18 protein-coding genes are annotated in these 16,453 nt (G+C 61.3%); 1 reads left to right on the forward strand and 17 read right to left on the reverse strand.

Annotated features, from left to right (window positions below; genetic code table 11):
* The 16 genes from hisS to trmJ all read right to left on the reverse strand — a co-directional run bounded on the left by hisS (nucleotide 1) and on the right by trmJ (nucleotide 15,306).
* Entirely contained in the window at nucleotides 1-1,278 is a 1,278-nt protein-coding gene (hisS, locus tag OKC44_RS00130; protein WP_011705646.1) for a histidine--tRNA ligase, read from the reverse strand.
* Nucleotides 1,279-1,416: 138 nt separating this feature from the next.
* Nucleotides 1,417-2,532: a flavodoxin-dependent (E)-4-hydroxy-3-methylbut-2-enyl-diphosphate synthase gene (gene ispG, locus OKC44_RS00135; RefSeq protein WP_016350405.1), complete on the reverse strand. Its 1,116-nt coding sequence runs from the start codon at nucleotides 2,530-2,532 to the stop codon at nucleotides 1,417-1,419.
* Nucleotides 2,533-2,542: 10 nt separating this feature from the next.
* Entirely contained in the window at nucleotides 2,543-3,481 is a 939-nt protein-coding gene (gene rodZ / locus OKC44_RS00140) for a cytoskeleton protein RodZ (RefSeq protein WP_065477974.1), read from the reverse strand.
* Complete coding sequence (tapF, locus tag OKC44_RS00145; RefSeq protein ID WP_011705643.1) at nucleotides 3,471-4,262, reverse strand: PilW family type IVa pilus biogenesis/stability lipoprotein TapF; 792 nt, start codon at nucleotides 4,260-4,262, stop codon at nucleotides 3,471-3,473. The genes rodZ and tapF overlap by 11 nt, the downstream gene beginning before the upstream one ends.
* A 12-nt stretch (nucleotides 4,263-4,274) precedes the next feature.
* Complete coding sequence (locus OKC44_RS00150; RefSeq protein WP_011705642.1) at nucleotides 4,275-5,378, reverse strand: bifunctional tRNA (adenosine(37)-C2)-methyltransferase TrmG/ribosomal RNA large subunit methyltransferase RlmN; 1,104 nt, start codon at nucleotides 5,376-5,378, stop codon at nucleotides 4,275-4,277.
* A 168-nt stretch (nucleotides 5,379-5,546) separates the two neighbouring features.
* Nucleotides 5,547-5,975: a nucleoside-diphosphate kinase gene (ndk, locus tag OKC44_RS00155; RefSeq protein WP_011705641.1), complete on the reverse strand. Its 429-nt coding sequence runs from the start codon at nucleotides 5,973-5,975 to the stop codon at nucleotides 5,547-5,549.
* Between the two features lie 269 nt (nucleotides 5,976-6,244).
* The gene (pepB, locus tag OKC44_RS00160; RefSeq protein ID WP_270810376.1) at nucleotides 6,245-7,528 is read right to left on the reverse strand and encodes an aminopeptidase PepB; all 1,284 of its coding nucleotides are present in this window, start codon (nucleotides 7,526-7,528) and stop codon (nucleotides 6,245-6,247) included.
* A gap of 103 nt (nucleotides 7,529-7,631) precedes the next feature.
* Nucleotides 7,632-8,933 carry an aminopeptidase PepB gene (gene pepB, locus OKC44_RS00165; RefSeq protein WP_270810378.1) on the reverse strand — a complete coding sequence of 434 codons (1,302 nt, stop codon included), beginning with the start codon at nucleotides 8,931-8,933 and terminating at the stop codon, nucleotides 7,632-7,634.
* 157 nt (nucleotides 8,934-9,090) lie between these two features.
* Complete coding sequence (gene fdx, locus OKC44_RS00170; protein ID WP_005299781.1) at nucleotides 9,091-9,429, reverse strand: ISC system 2Fe-2S type ferredoxin; 339 nt, start codon at nucleotides 9,427-9,429, stop codon at nucleotides 9,091-9,093.
* A 1-nt stretch (nucleotide 9,430) separates the two neighbouring features.
* Nucleotides 9,431-11,278 carry a Fe-S protein assembly chaperone HscA gene (gene hscA / locus OKC44_RS00175; RefSeq protein ID WP_270810381.1) on the reverse strand — a complete coding sequence of 616 codons (1,848 nt, stop codon included), beginning with the start codon at nucleotides 11,276-11,278 and terminating at the stop codon, nucleotides 9,431-9,433.
* Nucleotides 11,279-11,306: 28 nt separating this feature from the next.
* Entirely contained in the window at nucleotides 11,307-11,825 is a 519-nt protein-coding gene (gene hscB / locus OKC44_RS00180; RefSeq protein ID WP_016350399.1) for a co-chaperone HscB, read from the reverse strand.
* Nucleotides 11,826-11,947: 122 nt separating this feature from the next.
* Nucleotides 11,948-12,271, reverse strand: coding sequence for an iron-sulfur cluster assembly protein IscA (iscA, locus tag OKC44_RS00185; RefSeq protein WP_011705636.1), 324 nt, complete (start codon nucleotides 12,269-12,271; stop codon nucleotides 11,948-11,950).
* A gap of 15 nt (nucleotides 12,272-12,286) precedes the next feature.
* The gene (iscU, locus tag OKC44_RS00190; RefSeq protein ID WP_005299770.1) at nucleotides 12,287-12,670 is read right to left on the reverse strand and encodes a Fe-S cluster assembly scaffold IscU; all 384 of its coding nucleotides are present in this window, start codon (nucleotides 12,668-12,670) and stop codon (nucleotides 12,287-12,289) included.
* Nucleotides 12,671-12,711: 41 nt separating this feature from the next.
* Nucleotides 12,712-13,926, reverse strand: coding sequence for an IscS subfamily cysteine desulfurase (locus tag OKC44_RS00195; RefSeq protein WP_005299763.1), 1,215 nt, complete (start codon nucleotides 13,924-13,926; stop codon nucleotides 12,712-12,714).
* A 57-nt stretch (nucleotides 13,927-13,983) separates the two neighbouring features.
* On the reverse strand, nucleotides 13,984-14,487 hold the full coding sequence (iscR, locus tag OKC44_RS00200) for a Fe-S cluster assembly transcriptional regulator IscR (RefSeq protein WP_011705634.1): 504 nt from the start codon (nucleotides 14,485-14,487) through the stop codon (nucleotides 13,984-13,986).
* A 93-nt stretch (nucleotides 14,488-14,580) separates the two neighbouring features.
* On the reverse strand, nucleotides 14,581-15,306 hold the full coding sequence (gene trmJ, locus OKC44_RS00205) for a tRNA (cytosine(32)/uridine(32)-2'-O)-methyltransferase TrmJ (RefSeq protein ID WP_011705633.1): 726 nt from the start codon (nucleotides 15,304-15,306) through the stop codon (nucleotides 14,581-14,583).
* Between the two features lie 179 nt (nucleotides 15,307-15,485).
* Here trmJ and OKC44_RS00210 point away from each other — a divergent pair, with 179 nt between their 5' ends.
* Nucleotides 15,486-15,902 carry a hypothetical protein gene (locus tag OKC44_RS00210; protein ID WP_039214895.1) on the forward strand — a complete coding sequence of 139 codons (417 nt, stop codon included), beginning with the start codon at nucleotides 15,486-15,488 and terminating at the stop codon, nucleotides 15,900-15,902.
* On the opposite strand, the gene ubiT is transcribed toward OKC44_RS00210, so the two are convergent.
* A complete protein-coding gene (gene ubiT, locus OKC44_RS00215) occupies nucleotides 15,849-16,388 on the reverse strand; it encodes a ubiquinone anaerobic biosynthesis accessory factor UbiT (protein WP_201354232.1) in 540 nt (179 codons plus the stop codon). The two genes, OKC44_RS00210 and ubiT, sit on opposite strands and share 54 nt — an antisense overlap.
* Nucleotides 16,389-16,453 lie beyond the last annotated feature (65 nt).

A 16,453-nucleotide genomic window follows, 5' to 3' on the forward strand; every position in this document is an offset into this window, starting at 1 on the left:
TTACTCTCCTTTGGCTGCCAGCAGGGCAATGGCGGCGTCGACCGTGACGGTCTGTTGCTCGGCCTGGCCACGCAGATATTTGATGGTGATCTCCCCGTTTTGCACCTCGGTCTCGCCAAGGATCAGGGCAATGGCCGCGCCGCTCTTGTCGGCACGCTTGAGTTGTTTCTTGAAGTTGCCGCCGCCGCAGTGGCTCATCAGGCGCAAGTCCGGCAGGGCGTCGCGCAGCCGCTCGGCCAGCTGGAAACCGGCCTGTTCAGTGCCCTCACCCACCATGGCCAGGTAGACATCCACCGCCGGGCGGATATCGCCGTTGAGTTCGAGGGTCTCGAGCATCAGCACCAGTCGCTCCATGCCCATGGCGAAACCCACCGCCGGCGTCGGCTGACCACCCAGCTGCTCCACCAGACCGTCGTAACGACCACCGGCACAGACGGTGCCCTGAGCGCCCAGGCTGTTGGTGACCCACTCGAACACGGTGAGGTTGTAGTAGTCGAGGCCGCGCACAAGCCGCTCGTTCACTTCATACTGGATGCCGGCGGATTCGAGCAGGCGCTTGAGCCCCTCGAAGTGGGCCAGGCTCTCTTCGCCCAGGTGATCGAACAGACGCGGGGCACCCACCAGAATGGCTTGTACCTTCTCGTCCTTGGAGTCGAGCACCCGCAGCGGGTTGCTGTACATGCGGCGCTGGCTCTCTTCGTCCAGCTGATCCTTGTACTGCTCCAAGTAGGCCACCAGCGCATCGCGGTAGGCGGCGCGTTCGCTGCTCTGACCGAGGGTGTTGAGCTGCAGGGTCACGTGTTCGCTGATGCCGAACAGACGCCACAGGCGGTGAGTCAGCATGATGAGCTCGGCATCGATGTCCGGCCCGTTGATGCCGAACAGCTCGACCCCGAACTGGTGGAACTGGCGATAGCGGCCCTTCTGGGGACGCTCGTGACGGAACATGGGGCCCATGTACCACATCCGGCGTTCCTGGTTGTAAAGCAGACCGTGCTCGATGCCGGCACGCACGCAGCTGGCGGTGCCTTCCGGGCGCAGACTCAGGCTGTCGCCGTTGCGGTCTTCAAAGGTGTACATCTCTTTTTCGACCACGTCGGTCACTTCACCGATGGCGCGCTTGAACAGATGGGTCTGCTCGACAATCGGCATGCGCACTTCGCTGTAGCCATAGCTGGCCACGACCTGGCGCAGGATCTGTTCTACTTTCTGCCATACCGGGCTCTGCTCCGGCAGGCAATCATTCATACCGCGAATAGCTTGGATCTGTTTTGCCACGTTGATACTCGAGAAAAAGAGGTAAAATTTGGCCGCATTATAGGGATTTTCGACCCCGAGGTAAAATCAGGGTATTCCAATGCGGGATGTAAAATCAGCAACCTAAAGACAGGGCCACCCTGAGTGGCCCTTGGTTGCTCAACCCTCGTCCACCTGGATCTGGTTGGCCGGATCCAGCATGGCGGCCCGGGCGCGAATGCGGCGCTCCAGGGTCGGGATGAGATCCTTGTTGTCGAGCCGGTCCACCCGCTGACCACCCTCGTAGAAGGCGCTCTTGTTGGCCGCCCCCGCCAGACCCAGATCCGAGACCAGCGCCTCGCCAGGGCCGTTCACCACGCAACCGATGATGGAGACATCCATCGGGGTGATGATGTCTTCCAGCCGCTCTTCCAGTGCGTTGACCGTGCCGATGACGTCGAACTCCTGGCGAGAGCAGGAGGGACAGGCGATGAAGTTGATGCCGCGAGAGCGGATGCGCAGGGATTTCAAAATGTCGAAACCCACCTTGATCTCTTCCACCGGATCGGCCGCCAGCGAGATGCGCAGGGTATCGCCGATGCCTTCGCTCAGCAGCATGCCAAGACCGATGGCGGACTTCACCGCGCCGGCGCGAAAACCGCCCGCTTCGGTGATGCCAAGGTGCAGCGGCTGTTCAATCTGCTTGGCCAGCAGGCGATAGGCGCCGACCGCCAGGAAGACGTCGGACGCCTTGACGCTTACCTTGAAGTTGTCGAAGTTCAGGCGATCCAGATAGTCCACGTGGCGCATGGCTGACTCGAGCAGCGCCTCCGGGGTCGGTTCACCGTACTTCTCCTGAATGTCTTTCTCCAGCGAGCCGCCGTTGACGCCGATGCGGATCGGGATGTTGTAGTGACGGGCGCAGTCGACCACGGCGCGGACCCGCTCCTCGTTGCCGATGTTGCCCGGGTTGATGCGCAGGCAATCGGCACCATACTCGGCCACTTTCAGGGCGATGCGGTAGTCGAAGTGGATATCGGCGACGATGGGAATGCGGGTCTGCTGCTTGATGAGCTTGAAGGCTTCCGCCGCTTCCATGGTGGGAACCGAGACCCGCACGATGTCGGCGCCAACCCGCTCGATCCGCTGGATCTGCTCGACGGTGGCGGCCACGTCCGTGGTCTTGGTGTTGGTCATGGTCTGCACCGTGATGGGGGCATCGCCCCCAACCGGTACATTACCGACCATGATCTGCCTGGATTTACGACGAATGATGGGAGATTCGTGAGCGGACATGGCGGACAGATTACTCCTGCGGCAGTGAGAGGCGAGCAGTCCGGCCGTTGTTGTAACGGCTCATGTCGATGGACTTGCCCTGATATTCGATATTGACGGCCATGGGCGCACCAATGATGAATTTGAGCGGCTCGGGTCCTTCCAGTACCAGTTCGTCATTGGCCTTCTTGAGGCCGCTGAACAGGGTCTTGCCCTTGGCATCCTTGACATCCAGCCAGCAGTCGGCGGTGAAGCTCATCTTCAGCTGGGGCACCTTGGCCGGCTCGCTCGCGGCGGTGTCGGCAGCCGGTTGCGTAGCAGTGGCGGCAGAGGTCGCAACAGCCGTGGTCGCCACGGCGCTGCTGGCATCGACCGGCAGGGTGGTCGCGGCGGCGCTCGCCACGGGGTCAGCCGAGGTCGCGGCCGCAGCGGAAGTTTCCGGAGCAACCACAGGGTCAGCCACGTCCACCGCCGGCGGCACGGTGGCGCTCGGGGTGTTGCTGGTTGCGCCCATTTCAGTCGCGGCCAGGGCCTCGTCACCGGCGGAGCGACGCGCCGTGCTCTGCCACCACCAGGCGACGGAGAGCGCGATCAGCACCAGGATCACCAGCCAGGTGACGACCTTGAGGCGGCTGTCGTTGGCCTGCTGACGGGAGCGACGAGAGAAGCTCTGCATGTCGATATTGTCGGGGGGAGTCAGCCCCAGCTTGTCATAAGCCGCGAGGATGGTCTCTTCCGGGATACCGACCAGCTTGGCATAAGTACGCAGATAGCCCCGAATGAAGGTATGGGACGTATGCTTGTCATACGTATCCGATTCGATCGCGGCAATCAGGGTCAGACGAAGGTGAATGCGAGACGCAACCTGTTCTCGCGTCCAGCCGAGCTGTTCACGGGCGTTGCGCAGCAGCTGGCCTGGGCCAACTGCCTGGGAGTCGTCTTGAAAATCGTGTGGCTGTTCAGTAGTCATTGGCTAAGTAACGCTTGGCTTGTTGCGAAGTGGGATATTGCCTTACCAGCTCAGTCCCGAATTGGTGAAGTAGTGCCGGTTTGTCCATGGCCTGCGCCAGCCGCAATCTCAACCAGAGACTGTTCTCGTTCTCGTCTGACACATCGGCAAAACGGGCGAGATAGGCCTGCACATCAGGCAGCTTGCCATCTTTCATGGAAAGCTCCGCCATGTCCAGCAATAACCTTGGATTGCGGGGATTATACCCCAAGGCCAAGCGATAATACTCGCTTGCTTTATCATTTCTGCGATTTTGCGCGGCGCAAAGTGCCGCGTTTTCATAGGTATCGGCAATCTTGATGTAGTTGGGCTGGCTGACGGCCTGCAGGAAGGCCTTTTCCGCCTCGTCGAAGCGACCACGATTGCAAAGGAAGGCGCCATAGTTGTTCATCGCGTCAGCATTGGACGGATCCATGGCAAGGGCTTTCTTGTAGCTCTCTTCGGCCGCCTTGAAATCTTCCACCTGCTGGTAGAAGTAGGCAAAACCGACGTAAACCTGAGGGTTGGCAGGGTCATACTGCAGCGCGCGGTCAAGGTTGAACTTGGCCTGCTCGGCGTTGCCCTGTTGCAGATATTGAATACCCAAATCCAGACGGGTCTGGGCTGCCGCCTTGAGATCGGGACCCACTTCACGCTGGGTGGAATTCTGGCCAGCGTAAGTGGTCTCGGTAACACAGCCTGGCAGCGCGCAGAGCGCTGCCACTACGATCAATGTACGTGTATCCATTCCCTGACTATACAATGGCTTAGCAAGTTAAACCATTTTGACGGAAATCCCATCCTGTTGCATCCGATTTTTCATGGTGCGCTTGGTGCGATCGATCACCTCCCCCACCAGCTGTCCGCAGGCCGCATCGATGTCGTCGCCACGGGTCTTGCGGACGATGACGGTGAAGCCGTACTCCATCAATACCTTGGAAAAACGGTCGATACGGCTGTTGCTCGGCTTGCCGTAGGGGTTGCCCGGGAAGGGGTTGAACGGGATCAGGTTGATCTTGCTCGGGGTATCCTTGAGCACCTTGGCCAGCTCGTGGGCATGCTGCATGTCGTCATTGATATGATCGAGCAGCACATATTCCACGGTCACCCGGCCGCCGTTGGCGTTGGACTTGCCGAGGTAGCGACGGACACCGGCGAGGAACTCCTCGATGTTGTACTTGTCGTTGATCGGCATGATCTCGGAGCGCAGCTTGTCGTTGGGCGCGTGCAGGGAGATGGCCAGGGCGACGTCAATCTGGTCGCCCAGCATGTCCAGCGCCGGCACCACGCCGGAGGTGGAGATGGTCACCCGGCGCTTGGAGATGCCGTAGCCGAAGTCGTCCATCATCAGCCGCATGGCCGGCACCACGTTGGCGAGGTTGAGCAGCGGCTCGCCCATCCCCATCATCACCACGTTGGTGATGGGGCGCTTGCCGCCGACGATCTTGGCGGCGCGCCATACCTGGCCGATGATCTCGGAGACTTTCAGGTTGCGGTTGAAGCCTTGCTGGGCGGTAGAGCAGAACTTGCACTCCAGGGCGCAGCCTACCTGGGAGGAGACGCACAGGGTCGCCCGATCCTCTTCCGGAATGTAGACGGTCTCCACCTCCTGGCCGCCGACCTGCAGCGCCCACTTGATGGTGCCGTCGGAGGAGCGCTGTTCACGGCTCACTTCCGGCGCCCGGATCTCGGCGATCGCCTTGAGGCGCTCGCGCAGCACCTTGTTGACGTTGTTCATCTGATCGAAATCATCACAACCAAAGTGATAGATCCACTTCATCACCTGATCTGCCCGAAACGGCTTCTCGCCCAGTTCGACGAAGAAGGCGCGCATGGCATCCCGATCAAGATCCAGCAGGTTGGTTTTTGTTTCGCTCATCAAGGGCCTCAGCTCACACACTTCATAAATTATCGGCTGACCTACGTCAGGGGGCGGCATTGTACAAATTATGGGTCCGGCTTTCCACCTGGAGAATAAGTGGATATTGACCGAATGACCAAAAAACAAAAGGGAGCCGAGGCTCCCTTGGGGTTCTTTCGACAGAAATCAGCCGCGCGGGCAGATCTCGGCGTCGGAGAAGAAGTAGGCGATTTCACGGGCAGCGGAGGCCGGAGCATCGGATCCGTGCACGGCGTTGCGGTCGATGCTCTCGGCGAAGCAGGCGCGCAGAGTCCCGGCCAGGGCCTCTTTCGGGTTGGTGGCGCCCATGATTTCACGGTGGCGACGGATGGCCTCTTCGCCTTCCAGCACCTGGATCATGACGGGGCCGGAGGTCATGAAGCTGACCAGGCCGTCATAAAAAGGCTTGCCCTGGTGCTCGGCATAGAAACCGGCGGCTTGCTCGCTGCTCATGTGCAGCATCTTGGCGGCGATGACTTTCAGGCCAGCGCTCTCGAAACGGTTGTAGATGGCACCGATCAGGTTCTTGCTGACGGCATCCGGCTTGATGATGGAGAAGGTACGTTCGATGGCCATTGAGATCTTTCCTTAACTACAGAGATTTATTGTTAGAATCCATGTTCGGCGGCGATTATACGTAAACAAAAAGCGAAATAACACACAGAAAAGCAACTTTTTATTAAACAAATTCTTCCCTAAAACAACATCACCACTCATCTTGGCCCAGGTTGGCAGGAAAAAATGTGCGCTTGTGCACGATAGTCATGTTAACCCCCTGAAACCCAGGCTATTGCTCACCCTCCCCCTGTCGAAAGGGCACCCGCAGGTGCCCTTGTCGTTGCCGGTCAGCGGACCTCCGCCAGCAGGGTGTGAGCGATGGTGCGCATCCCCAGGGTGTTGGCCCCCGGCGCCCACAGGTTGTCGCCGTTCTCGCTGAAACAGGCGGCGAGATCGACGTGCAGCCAACCCTGCCCCTCATTGGCAACGAAGCGGGAGAGGAAACCCGCAGCGTTGGAGGCACCACCCGGACCGCCGCCCGGCACGGGCCGGCTGTTGGCGGTGTCGGCATAGTGGGACGGGCACTGCTGGCGATGCCAGGGTTCCAGCGGCAGCGGCCAGGCGGGTTCCTGTTCGACATCCGCATAACCCATGGCGCGGCTCACCAGCCCCTTGTCCAGCCCGAACAGGGCGTTGTAACGCCCCCCCAGCGCCATCACCGCCGCCCCGGTGAGGGTCGCGGCGTCGATGACCAGCGGCGCGCCGGAATCCCCGGCCAGCTGCAGGCCGTCGGCCAGCACCAGCCGCCCCTCGGCGTCGGTGTTGACGATCTCCACCGTGGTGCCGTTCTTGTAGGTGAGGATGTCACCCAGCTTATAGGCGTGACCGGAGACCAGGTTCTCAGCGCAGCAGAGGATGAGCTTCACCCGCTTGTCGAGGCCGCGCAGAATGGCCAGCGCCAAGGCGCCGGTGACGATGGCCGCCCCGCCCATGTCGTGCTTCATGGTCAGCATGCCCTGGGAGGTCTTCATGGAGTAGCCGCCGGAATCGAAGGTGATGCCCTTGCCCACCAGCGCCGCCGCCACCGGGGCTTTGGGATCCCGGCTAGGGTTGAAGTCCAGCTCCAGCAGCACGGGCTCGCGCTCGCTGCCACGGCCGACCTGGTAGAGACCGACCCAGCCTGCCTGCTGCAAGGCTTCTCCCTTGAGGATGCGATGACTGATCCGGTCCGGCGCCAGTTCGGTGATGAAGGCGGCGGCTTCAACCGCCAGCTCCAGCGGCCCCAGCTGTTCCGGCGTGGCATTGGTCATCTCCCGCACCCAGCGCCCGCACAGCCAGCGCGCCTCCAGCTCCTCCCGGTCTTCCTCGGATGAAGTGGCCCACTGCAGCTCGACCTCGACCTTGGGGGTCTGCAGCCCTTGGGCAAAGGCCCACTGCTGCTCACGCTCCCAGTGACCGGCCAGCACCACCTGCTGGATCCCCTGACTGCACAGACGCCGTGCCGCCTGCTGGATATCCAGCAAGGGGCTGGCGGTCACCAGATGGATCACCATGCCGTCGGCGCGGTGGGAGAGCAGCGCCCCCTCACCCCACTCGGGAGCGGCAAATTCTCGGCTCAACCAGATGTTCATGCACTCACCTCCTGCAACCAGCGGGTGACAGATAATACGCAGGCCGTGGCGCTTTTCGCCGATTGTCCAAAGCCTTCACCAAATGCTTGATTCAGCCAGACTCTCATTCACTCACCTCCTGCAGCCAGCGAGCAATCGTGCGCAGACCGTGGCCCTTGGCACCGGTCGCCCACAGATCGTTGCCCGATTTTTGATAGGAGGCGGCCAGGTCCAGGTGCACCCAGCCCTTGCCTTCGTCACACACGAAGCGCGACAGGAAGGCCGCCGCCGTAGTCGCACCGGCAGTGCCTTCGGCGGACGCCACATTACCCAGCTCGGCAAACGCAGAGGTGAGCTGACCCGCGTGCCAGGGCTCCAGCGGCAGCGCCCAGGCCTGCTCGTTTTCGGCTTTGGCGGCTGCCAGCGTACGGGCCTGCTCGGCCTCATCGAGGGCAAACACGGCGTTGTAGTCGCGGCCCAGCGCGGTCTTGGCGGCGCCGGTCAGGGTAGCGGCGTCGAGGATGTAGGCAGCCCCGCTTTCGCTGGCGGCCAGCAGGCCGTCAGCCAGCACCAGGCGACCTTCCGCGTCGGTGTTCTGGATCTCGACCGAGATGCCGTTGCGATAGGTGAGGATGTCGCCGAGCTTGAAGGCATGGCCGGAGACCAGGTTTTCGGCGCAGCAAAGGATGAGTTTCACCCGCTTGTTCAGGCCGCGGCTGATGGCCAGCGCCAGCGCGCCGGTCACCATGGCGGCGCCGCCCATATCGGACTTCATCGGCAGCATGTTGTCGGAAGACTTCATGGAGTAACCGCCAGAATCGAAGGTGATCCCCTTGCCCACCAGCGCCGCCAGCACGGGAGCATTGGCATCCCCGGTCGGGTTGTAGTCGAGCTCCAGCAGCACCGGCTCGCGCTCGCTGCCGCGGCCCACCGACCAGATCCCGATGTGACCGGCCTCCTGCAGCGCATCCCCGGCGGTAATGCGGGCGGTCACCTTGTCACCGGCGAGACTGCGGATGAGCAGCAGGGCGGATTCCGCCAGGCTCATGGGGTAGATCTCCTGCGGGCAGCCGTTGGTCACTTCGCGCACCCAGCGGGTCGCTTTGAGCAAGGCAGCCAGCTCGGCAGCCTCCTGGTCGCTCTGCTCGCCGAAATCGAGCTCACGAACCCCCTTGGCGGCATAGAAGCCCTGGGCAAAGGCGTAGCGACGCTCCCCATTCCAGCCCTCACCCACCAGCTTGACGCGCTTGATGCCGCTCGACTCGAGTCGTCTGGCAGCGCGCTGGATGGCGCGCAGCGCCTCCTTCTCCTGGCCGCTGCCCAGATGGAGATGGGCTTCGCCGCCGTTGAAACTGAGCAGGGCACCCTCCCCCCAGTGGGCGGCGGCGGCCTGGGAAGACAACCGTACGTTCATCATGTCAGCCATGTTCTCTTGCTTCCTTTTTATTGGCACTTTCATCAACGAATAGGGAAATCACGGGCACAAAAAAGGCCGCTCCCTCAAGGGTCACGGCCTTCACCATATCATTACTGCACCACGAGATGCTGCACGCGCAATTCACTCATGTGTAATTAAGGGGTCATCAGTGGCGCTCAGACGCCAGATTCAGGGTGTACTTGGGCAGTTCCACCACCAGATCCTCGTCCGCCAGTCTGGCCTGGCAGCTGAGACGGGATTCCGGCTCCAGCCCCCACGCCTTGTCCAGCATGTCGTCTTCCAGCTCGTCGCTCGGCTCAAGGGAGTCGAAGCCTTCCCGCACCACGCAGTGGCAGGTGGTGCAGGCACAGGACTTCTCGCAGGCGTGCTCGATCTCGATACCGTTGCGCAGCGCGATGTCCAGAATGGTTTCACCGGTCGCGCCTTCGAGGGCCGCGCCGTCCGGACAGAGCTCGGGATGGGGCAGAATAATCAGTTTTGGCATATTACACCTTGTTGACGTTTTGTCCGGTCAGCACCTTGCGGATGGAGGCATCCATCCGGCGGGCTGCAAATTCGCCACTGGCAGCGTCCGCCGCCTCGATGGCCTCTTTGATCTGGTTGGTGGTGCCCGTGCTGCGCATGGTCAGCAGATGGGCGATGGCGGCATCCAGCTCGGCCCGCTCGGCGGGGCTCAATAAAGCCTCGCCATCGGCGGCCAGGGCGGCGTTGAGGCTCTCGACCACCCGGTCGGCCTCGACCTGCTGCTCCGCCAGCATGCGGGCATCCATGTCCTGCTGGGCATTGGCGATGGAGGCACTCAGCATGTTGAGGATGTCATCCTCACCCAGTCCGTAGGAGGGCTTGACCTGGATCTCGGCCTGCACGCCGGAGGATTTCTCCATGGCGCTGACCGACAGCAGACCGTCCGCATCCACCTGGAAGGTGACGCGAATGTGGGCGGCACCGGCCGCCATGGGCGGAATGCCGGTCAGGGTGAAGCGGGCCAAGGATCGGCAATCGGCCACCAGCTCGCGCTCGCCCTGCACCACGTGGATCGCCATCGCGGTCTGGCCATCCTTGAAGGTGGTGAACTCCTGGGCGCGGGCCACCGGAATGGTGGTATTGCGCGGGATCACCTTCTCGGCGAGGCCGCCCATGGTCTCAAGACCCAGGGAGAGCGGAATGACGTCCAGCAGCAGCATCTCGGCGTCAGGCTTGTTGCCCACCAGGATGTCGGCCTGGATGGCGGCACCGATGGCCACCACCTTGTCGGGGTCGATGCTGGTCAAGGGCGGACGCTGGAAGAACTCGCCCACCAGCTCGCGCACCAGCGGAACCCGGGTCGAACCGCCGACCATCACCACTTCCAGCACCTCCTCCTGCTCGAGCCCCGCATCGCGCAGGGCGCGGCGGCAGGCCAGCAGGGTACGCTTGACCAGCGGCTGGATCAGCTGGTCAAACTGGTTGCGGGTGACAGAGCCCTGCCAGCCGGCAAAGGTGCAGGGAACGGCGTCGGCGTCGGTCAGACCATGCTTGACCGCGGCGGCCACATCCAGCAGCTCGCGCTGCAGACGGGCACCCAGCTCACCAGTCAAACCGGCTTGTTCTTTCAACCAGTCTGCCAGCAGGTGATCGAAGTCATCACCGCCGAGGGCCGAATCGCCGCCGGTGGCCATCACTTCAAACACCCCGCGATGCAGACGCAGGATGGAGATATCAAAGGTACCGCCGCCCAAGTCATAGACGGCGATCACCCCTTCCTGACCGGAGTCGAGGCCATAGGCGATGGCGGCGGCGGTCGGTTCGTTGAGCAGGCGCAGCACGTGCAGACCGGCCAGGCGGGCCGCATCCTTGGTGCCCTGGCGCTGGGCGTCATCGAAATAGGCAGGCACTGTGATGACCACGCCGTCGAGATCGCCACCGAGGGCGGCAGCGCCCCGCTCGGCCAGTTTCTTGAGGATCTCGGCCGAGACCTGCACCGGGTTGACCAGCCCTTGACGGGTCTGCAGTTGCGGCATGCCGTTGTCGGCCGCCACGAATTGATAGGGTTGCTGGCGGGTATCGATGTCGGCCAGCGCCTTGCCCATCATCCGCTTGGCGGAAACGATGGTGTTGTGCGGGTCGAGGGCGGCCTCGCGCTTGGCATCGACGCCGACCCGGATGGTATCAGCCTGGTAATGCACGACGGAGGGCAGCAGATCACGCCCCTGCTCGTCGCAGAGGGTATCGGCCTGACCGCTGCGCACGGCGGCGACCAACGAGTTGGTGGTGCCAAGATCGATGCCAACGGCACGTTTGTGCTGATGAGGTGCGGCGCTCTGGCCGGGCTCGGCGATTTGCAGTAATGCCATGGGTAATCAAACTTCCAGCGTTAAAGGATCAAGACTCGAACAGCGAGTCTTCGAATCGTTCCAGCTCCTCGAGGAGCTTGTCGACAAACTTGAGTTTGCGAACACAATCAGCCGCTCGCGGATCCTCGCCTGTGGCGAGGGCCTGGGTCAGCTGCTGCATCAACAACTGGTGATCATGCCTGATCTCCTGGCGAAAATCCTTGATGGCACGCTCAGGGTCCGTCTCCCCTTTCAGGTCGGCCAGCCGCTCGCGCCACTCCAGTTGCTGCATCAGAAACGCGGTATCTTGCAACGTCTGTTGCTCGCCACGAAGTTCGGTGCCACGCAGGGAGAGCAGGTACTCGGCTCGGCGCAGGGGCGCCTTGAGGGTAGTGAAGGCATCGTTGATCTGGGCGGCACGTTGCACCGCAGCCAGCTGCTCCCGCTCGGGGGCGGTGGCAAAACGATCGGGATGAAATTGGGTTTGCAACTGGCGGTAAGTCTCTGCCAGCTGACGGGTATCGAGCTCGAAGCCTTCAACCAGCCCAAACAGCTCGAAATAATTCATGCAGACCTCTTAGACACTGATGCTGCCCCCATGCTGCTCGCGCTCAGGTGGGCGAAGCGGCATGATTGAACCGGCCGTGGCCGACCAGTTCAACGGACAAGCGATCATGTGTTGCACACATCTCAGACACTGAAGCTTTCGCCGCAACCACACTCGCCCTTGGCGTTGGGGTTGTTGAACTGGAAGCCCTCGTTGAGGCCTTCCTTGACGAAATCCAGTTCGGTGCCATCCAGGTGGATCAGACTCTTGGCATCGACGATGATCTTGACCCCGTCCTGCTCGAATACCTGATCTTCATCTGCCAGCTCATCGACGAACTCGAGCACATAGGCAAGACCCGAGCAGCCGGTGGTCTTGACGCCGAGGCGCAGGCCGATGCCCTTGCCCCGGTTGGTCAGAAACGAGGAAACCCGTGCCGCTGCGGCATCTGTCATGGTAATGGCCATACTGCGCTCCTGACCTTAGAGACCTTTCTTCTGCTTGTAATCGGCGATGGCGGCCTTGATGGCATCCTCGGCCAGAATGGAGCAGTGGATCTTCACCGGTGGCAGCGCCAGCTCTTCGGCGATATCGGTGTTCTTGATACCGGCCGCTTCATCCAGGGTCTTGCCCTTGACCCACTCAGTCACCAGGGAGCTGGAGGCGATGGCGGAACCACAACCGTAGGTCTTGAACTTGGCATCTTCGATGATGCCGTCGTCGCTGATCTTCAGCTGCAGCTTCATCACGTCACCACAGGCCGGTGCACCGACCATACCGGTAGCGATGCTGGGATCGTTCTTGTCGAAGCCGCCTACGTTACGGGGGTTCTCGTAGTGGTCGATTACTTTTTCACTGTAAGCCATATCTAACTCCTGCTAATTCCGTTGAACACCGATCCCGCGGATCAGTGATGAGCCCATTCGACCGTGTTCAGATCGACGCCGTCCTTGTACATCTCCCACAGGGGAGACATCTCGCGCAGACGACCGATGGAGTCACGGATAAGCTTGATTGCGTAATCAATCTCTTCCTCGGTGGTGAAGCGACCCATGCTGAAACGGATGGAGCTGTGCGCCAACTCGTCGTTCAGGCCCAGTGCGCGCAGCACGTAGGAGGGCTCCAGGCTGGCCGAGGTACAGGCAGAACCGGAAGAGACCGCCAGATCCTTCAGCGCCATGATGAGGGATTCCCCTTCCACATAGGCGAAGCTGACGTTGAGGTTGCCCGGCACCCGCTGCTCCAGGTCACCGTTGATGTAAACCTCTTCGATATCCTTGATGCCGTCCCACAGACGCTGACGCAGGGCCATGATGCGCTGACCTTCGCTCACCATCTCTTCCTTGGCGATGCGGAAGGCTTCGCCCATGCCGACGATCTGGTGAGTCGGCAGGGTGCCGGAACGCATGCCGCGCTCGTGGCCACCACCGTGCATCTGGGCTTCCAGGCGCACACGCGGCTTGCGACGCACGTAGAGGGCACCAATGCCTTTCGGGCCGTATACCTTGTGGGCGGACATGGAGAGCAGGTCAACCTTGAGCGCTTCCACGTCGACCGGGATCTTGCCCACGCTCTGTACCGCATCCACATGCAGCAGGATCTTGCGGGAGCGGCACAGCTCGCCGATGGCAGCAATGTTTTGCACCACGCCGATCTCGTTGTTGACGTGCATGATGCTGACCAGGATGGTGTCATCACGCAGGGCGCCTTCGATCTGTTCCAGGGTGAACAGGCCATTGGGCATCGGCTCGAGGTAGGTTACCTCATAGCCTTCGCGCTCCAGCTGGCGACAGGTATCCAGTACCGCCTTGTGTTCGGTCTTGGAGGTAACGATGTGCTTGCCCTTGCCGGCGTAGAAATGGGCGACGCCCTTGATGGCGAGGTTGTTGGATTCAGTCGCACCGGAGGTGAAGACGATCTCGCGCGGGTCGGCACCGATCAGCTCTGCCACTTGATTACGGGCCAGATCGACCGCCTCTTCGGCTTGCCAGCCAAAGCGGTGGGAACGGGAAGCTGGATTGCCGAACAGGCCATCCATGGTGAGACACTGCATCATTTTTTCTGCGACACGCGGGTCCACCGGACAGGTTGCCGAATAATCAAGGTAAATAGGCAGTTTCATGTTTTTCTCCGTTACAGCCAGGGTCATACATCGACCAGCTGTGGAAAGCACGTTTGTTTATAGTTGGACTTTCAAGCTCACATCGCCGCGTTCTGCCCGGTCTACCAGGGACAACACGGTTTTCATTTGTTCATCTTGCTTGCCGGCAATCCGGCGCACATCGGCCTGATCAACCAGCTCGGCCAGGGTGATGTCCCCCAGGAAGCTGGAGATCCGCTCGCTCAGGTCACGCCACAGGGAGTGAGTGAGGCACTGGGTGCCGCCGTGGCAGCCGCCTTTGCCGAGGCACTTGGTGGCATCCACCGATTCGTCGACCGCGGTGATCACCTGACCGACCGAGATGGCATTCGGCGCCAGACCGAGGCGATAACCGCCGCCCGGGCCACGCACGCTGCTCACCAGGCCATGCTTGCGCAGGCGGGCAAACAGCTGCTCCAGATAGGACAAGGAGATGCCCTGGCGCTCCGAAATATCAGCCAGGGGCACGGGCCCCTGCTCTGCATGCAACGCCACGTCGAGCATGGCAGTCACAGCGTAACGTCCTTTTGAGGTCAGTCTCATATGCCTTACCGTTTTGCGAACCAATCAATATGGGCATATGGTCACATACCCGACTAAATCAGTCAAGTATATGGTTGAGTAATCCAGTCGGGTTTAATCCTGCGGTCTCGGTTTTTGCACCGAGGTCAGAATACCGCGCAGGATGTTGAGTTCCACCGCTTCCGGACGCGCCCGATTGAACAGGCGGCGCAGCTTGCTCATGACCTGTCCCGGATGATCGTCGGCGATGAAGCCGGTCTTGAGCAGCGTCTGCTCCAGATGCTGATAGAAGCCTTCCAGCTGCTCGGCGCTGGGATAATCCACCGCCATGTCGGTCTCGCCGACCTGTTCTTGCTGCAACCAGTGCATTCGCACCTCATAGCAGAGGGTCTGCACCGCCATGGCCAAGTTGAGGGAGCTGTACTCCGGGTTGGCCGGAATGGCCACGTGGTAATGGCACTTTTGCAGCTCGTCGTTGGTCAGGCCGGTGCGTTCACGGCCAAATACCAGCGCCACCGGATGCTGCATCCCCTCGGTTACCAGCTTCTCGCCCGCTTCGCGAGGGTCGAGCATGGGCCAGCTCAAGGTACGGGAGCGGGCACTGGTACCGATGACCAGACCACAATCCGCAATGGCTTCATCCAGGGTCGACACGATACGGGCATTGGCCAGCAGATCGCTGGCGCCGGCGGCCAGCGCATAGGCGTTGTCATCGGGCTGTGCTTGCGGATCAACCAGCACCATCTGGCTCAAGCCCATGGTCTTCATGGCGCGCGCCGCAGAGCCCATGTTGCCGGTGTGAGAAGTGTTTACCAACACGATACGAATCTGATCCAACATGCCCAGTCAATCTTCAGTCAAAAATGGCGCGCAATTGTAACATAGCCAATCGCTATTTTGGCACCGTAAATGGCGCGCCAATTCACAACAATGACGCCGTTTTGCAGAACAAAGCGGTATGAGACGGGTGCGCTGACTGGCTAGACTTGAAGGATGGGAAGGTGAAAAGTGGAGGCAAGATGTGCCCACGCTGGCTTTATGAGAGGTTGCCGGTCTGCTATCTGCTGATGGCGGTCGGCATCATCCTGCTCAGCCACTCCCCGCTGCTCTGGCTGGCGGGTACCTTGCTGTTTGTCGCCGGTGCCACCGTCTGGATGATGCGATCCAGCTATCGGCGTACCGATCTGGTCATCTTCCCGACCAAACGCTGGTTCCAGCCGGAGTGGCTCTACGAGGCCCAGCCGTTCATCTGGCTGGCGCTGGGTCTGCTGCTCTCGCGCCTTCCCAACGCCGGCGCCCTGCTGGCACTGCTGCCCTGTCTGTGGGCCTGTCGCTGCCTGTGGGCTCGCAATCACTACCGCCACCATGCCGATGGGCTGGTCTCACAACTGAGGCGCAACCCCACCCGCCGGCGCAGAGTGCGCCTCTTGCGCTGAGCCCGCCTTCGCCCGCTCGATGAAGGCGGCAAGATCCAGCAAGGGATAACGCACCAGGCTTGGCAAACCGTCCAGATCCAGGCTGTCCATCAGGTTTTTCACCTCCAGACCCAGCTCGGTGTTCCCTTCAATCTTCAGCTTGCGCTGGAAGAAGAGAGAGTCGGGATCTTCCTTGCGCCCGGCGATCAAAATGAGGTCGTTGGTGGTGCCGCTGAAACAGACATCGGCCTGCTCGCAATGACGCGCCACCACCAGCTTGCCATCCTGCTCGCTGATGAACCAGCAGAGCTCCAGATCCGAGACTTCGACCTTGAGCCACTTGCCCGCCAGAAATTCAAAGTCGCCATCTGCGATGGCCTCTTTGAACACGCTGGCCAGCAGGCGCTCCATCAGGTTCTGCTGCAAGGAAAATGGCACCAGTTTGAGAGGGTGGCGCAGAATGCGGGGAGCCTGTTCGACCAGGCGACGTTGCAGTTGTTGAAACACGATAAACTCCCAGTTTTTTGCGCATTCAAGCACAGGGCCGCAGCCATGATCCTGTTGGAAATCAA

The organism is Aeromonas sp. S41-2, from assembly GCF_027705845.1.
Taxonomy (GTDB): Bacteria; Pseudomonadota; Gammaproteobacteria; order Enterobacterales; family Aeromonadaceae; genus Aeromonas; species Aeromonas hydrophila.

What these genes read in the sequence shown, in the direction of transcription:
- pepB (WP_270810376.1), bottom strand. Translation starts at nt 7,528, where the DNA reads ATGAACATCTGGTTGAGCCGAGAATTTGCCGCTCCCGAGTGGGGTGAG.
- OKC44_RS00210 (WP_039214895.1), top strand. Translation starts at nt 15,486, where the DNA reads ATGTGCCCACGCTGGCTTTATGAGAGGTTGCCGGTCTGCTATCTGCTG.
- pepB (WP_270810378.1), bottom strand. Translation starts at nt 8,933, where the DNA reads ATGGCTGACATGATGAACGTACGGTTGTCTTCCCAGGCCGCCGCCGCC.
- iscA (WP_011705636.1), bottom strand. Translation starts at nt 12,271, where the DNA reads ATGGCCATTACCATGACAGATGCCGCAGCGGCACGGGTTTCCTCGTTT.
- ndk (WP_011705641.1), bottom strand. Translation starts at nt 5,975, where the DNA reads ATGGCCATCGAACGTACCTTCTCCATCATCAAGCCGGATGCCGTCAGC.
- hscB (WP_016350399.1), bottom strand. Translation starts at nt 11,825, where the DNA reads ATGAATTATTTCGAGCTGTTTGGGCTGGTTGAAGGCTTCGAGCTCGAT.
- iscR (WP_011705634.1), bottom strand. Translation starts at nt 14,487, where the DNA reads ATGAGACTGACCTCAAAAGGACGTTACGCTGTGACTGCCATGCTCGAC.
- ispG (WP_016350405.1), bottom strand. Translation starts at nt 2,532, where the DNA reads ATGTCCGCTCACGAATCTCCCATCATTCGTCGTAAATCCAGGCAGATC.
- trmJ (WP_011705633.1), bottom strand. Translation starts at nt 15,306, where the DNA reads ATGTTGGATCAGATTCGTATCGTGTTGGTAAACACTTCTCACACCGGC.
- OKC44_RS00195 (WP_005299763.1), bottom strand. Translation starts at nt 13,926, where the DNA reads ATGAAACTGCCTATTTACCTTGATTATTCGGCAACCTGTCCGGTGGAC.
- hscA (WP_270810381.1), bottom strand. Translation starts at nt 11,278, where the DNA reads ATGGCATTACTGCAAATCGCCGAGCCCGGCCAGAGCGCCGCACCTCAT.
- rodZ (WP_065477974.1), bottom strand. Translation starts at nt 3,481, where the DNA reads ATGACTACTGAACAGCCACACGATTTTCAAGACGACTCCCAGGCAGTT.
- fdx (WP_005299781.1), bottom strand. Translation starts at nt 9,429, where the DNA reads ATGCCAAAACTGATTATTCTGCCCCATCCCGAGCTCTGTCCGGACGGC.
- OKC44_RS00150 (WP_011705642.1), bottom strand. Translation starts at nt 5,378, where the DNA reads ATGAGCGAAACAAAAACCAACCTGCTGGATCTTGATCGGGATGCCATG.
- iscU (WP_005299770.1), bottom strand. Translation starts at nt 12,670, where the DNA reads ATGGCTTACAGTGAAAAAGTAATCGACCACTACGAGAACCCCCGTAAC.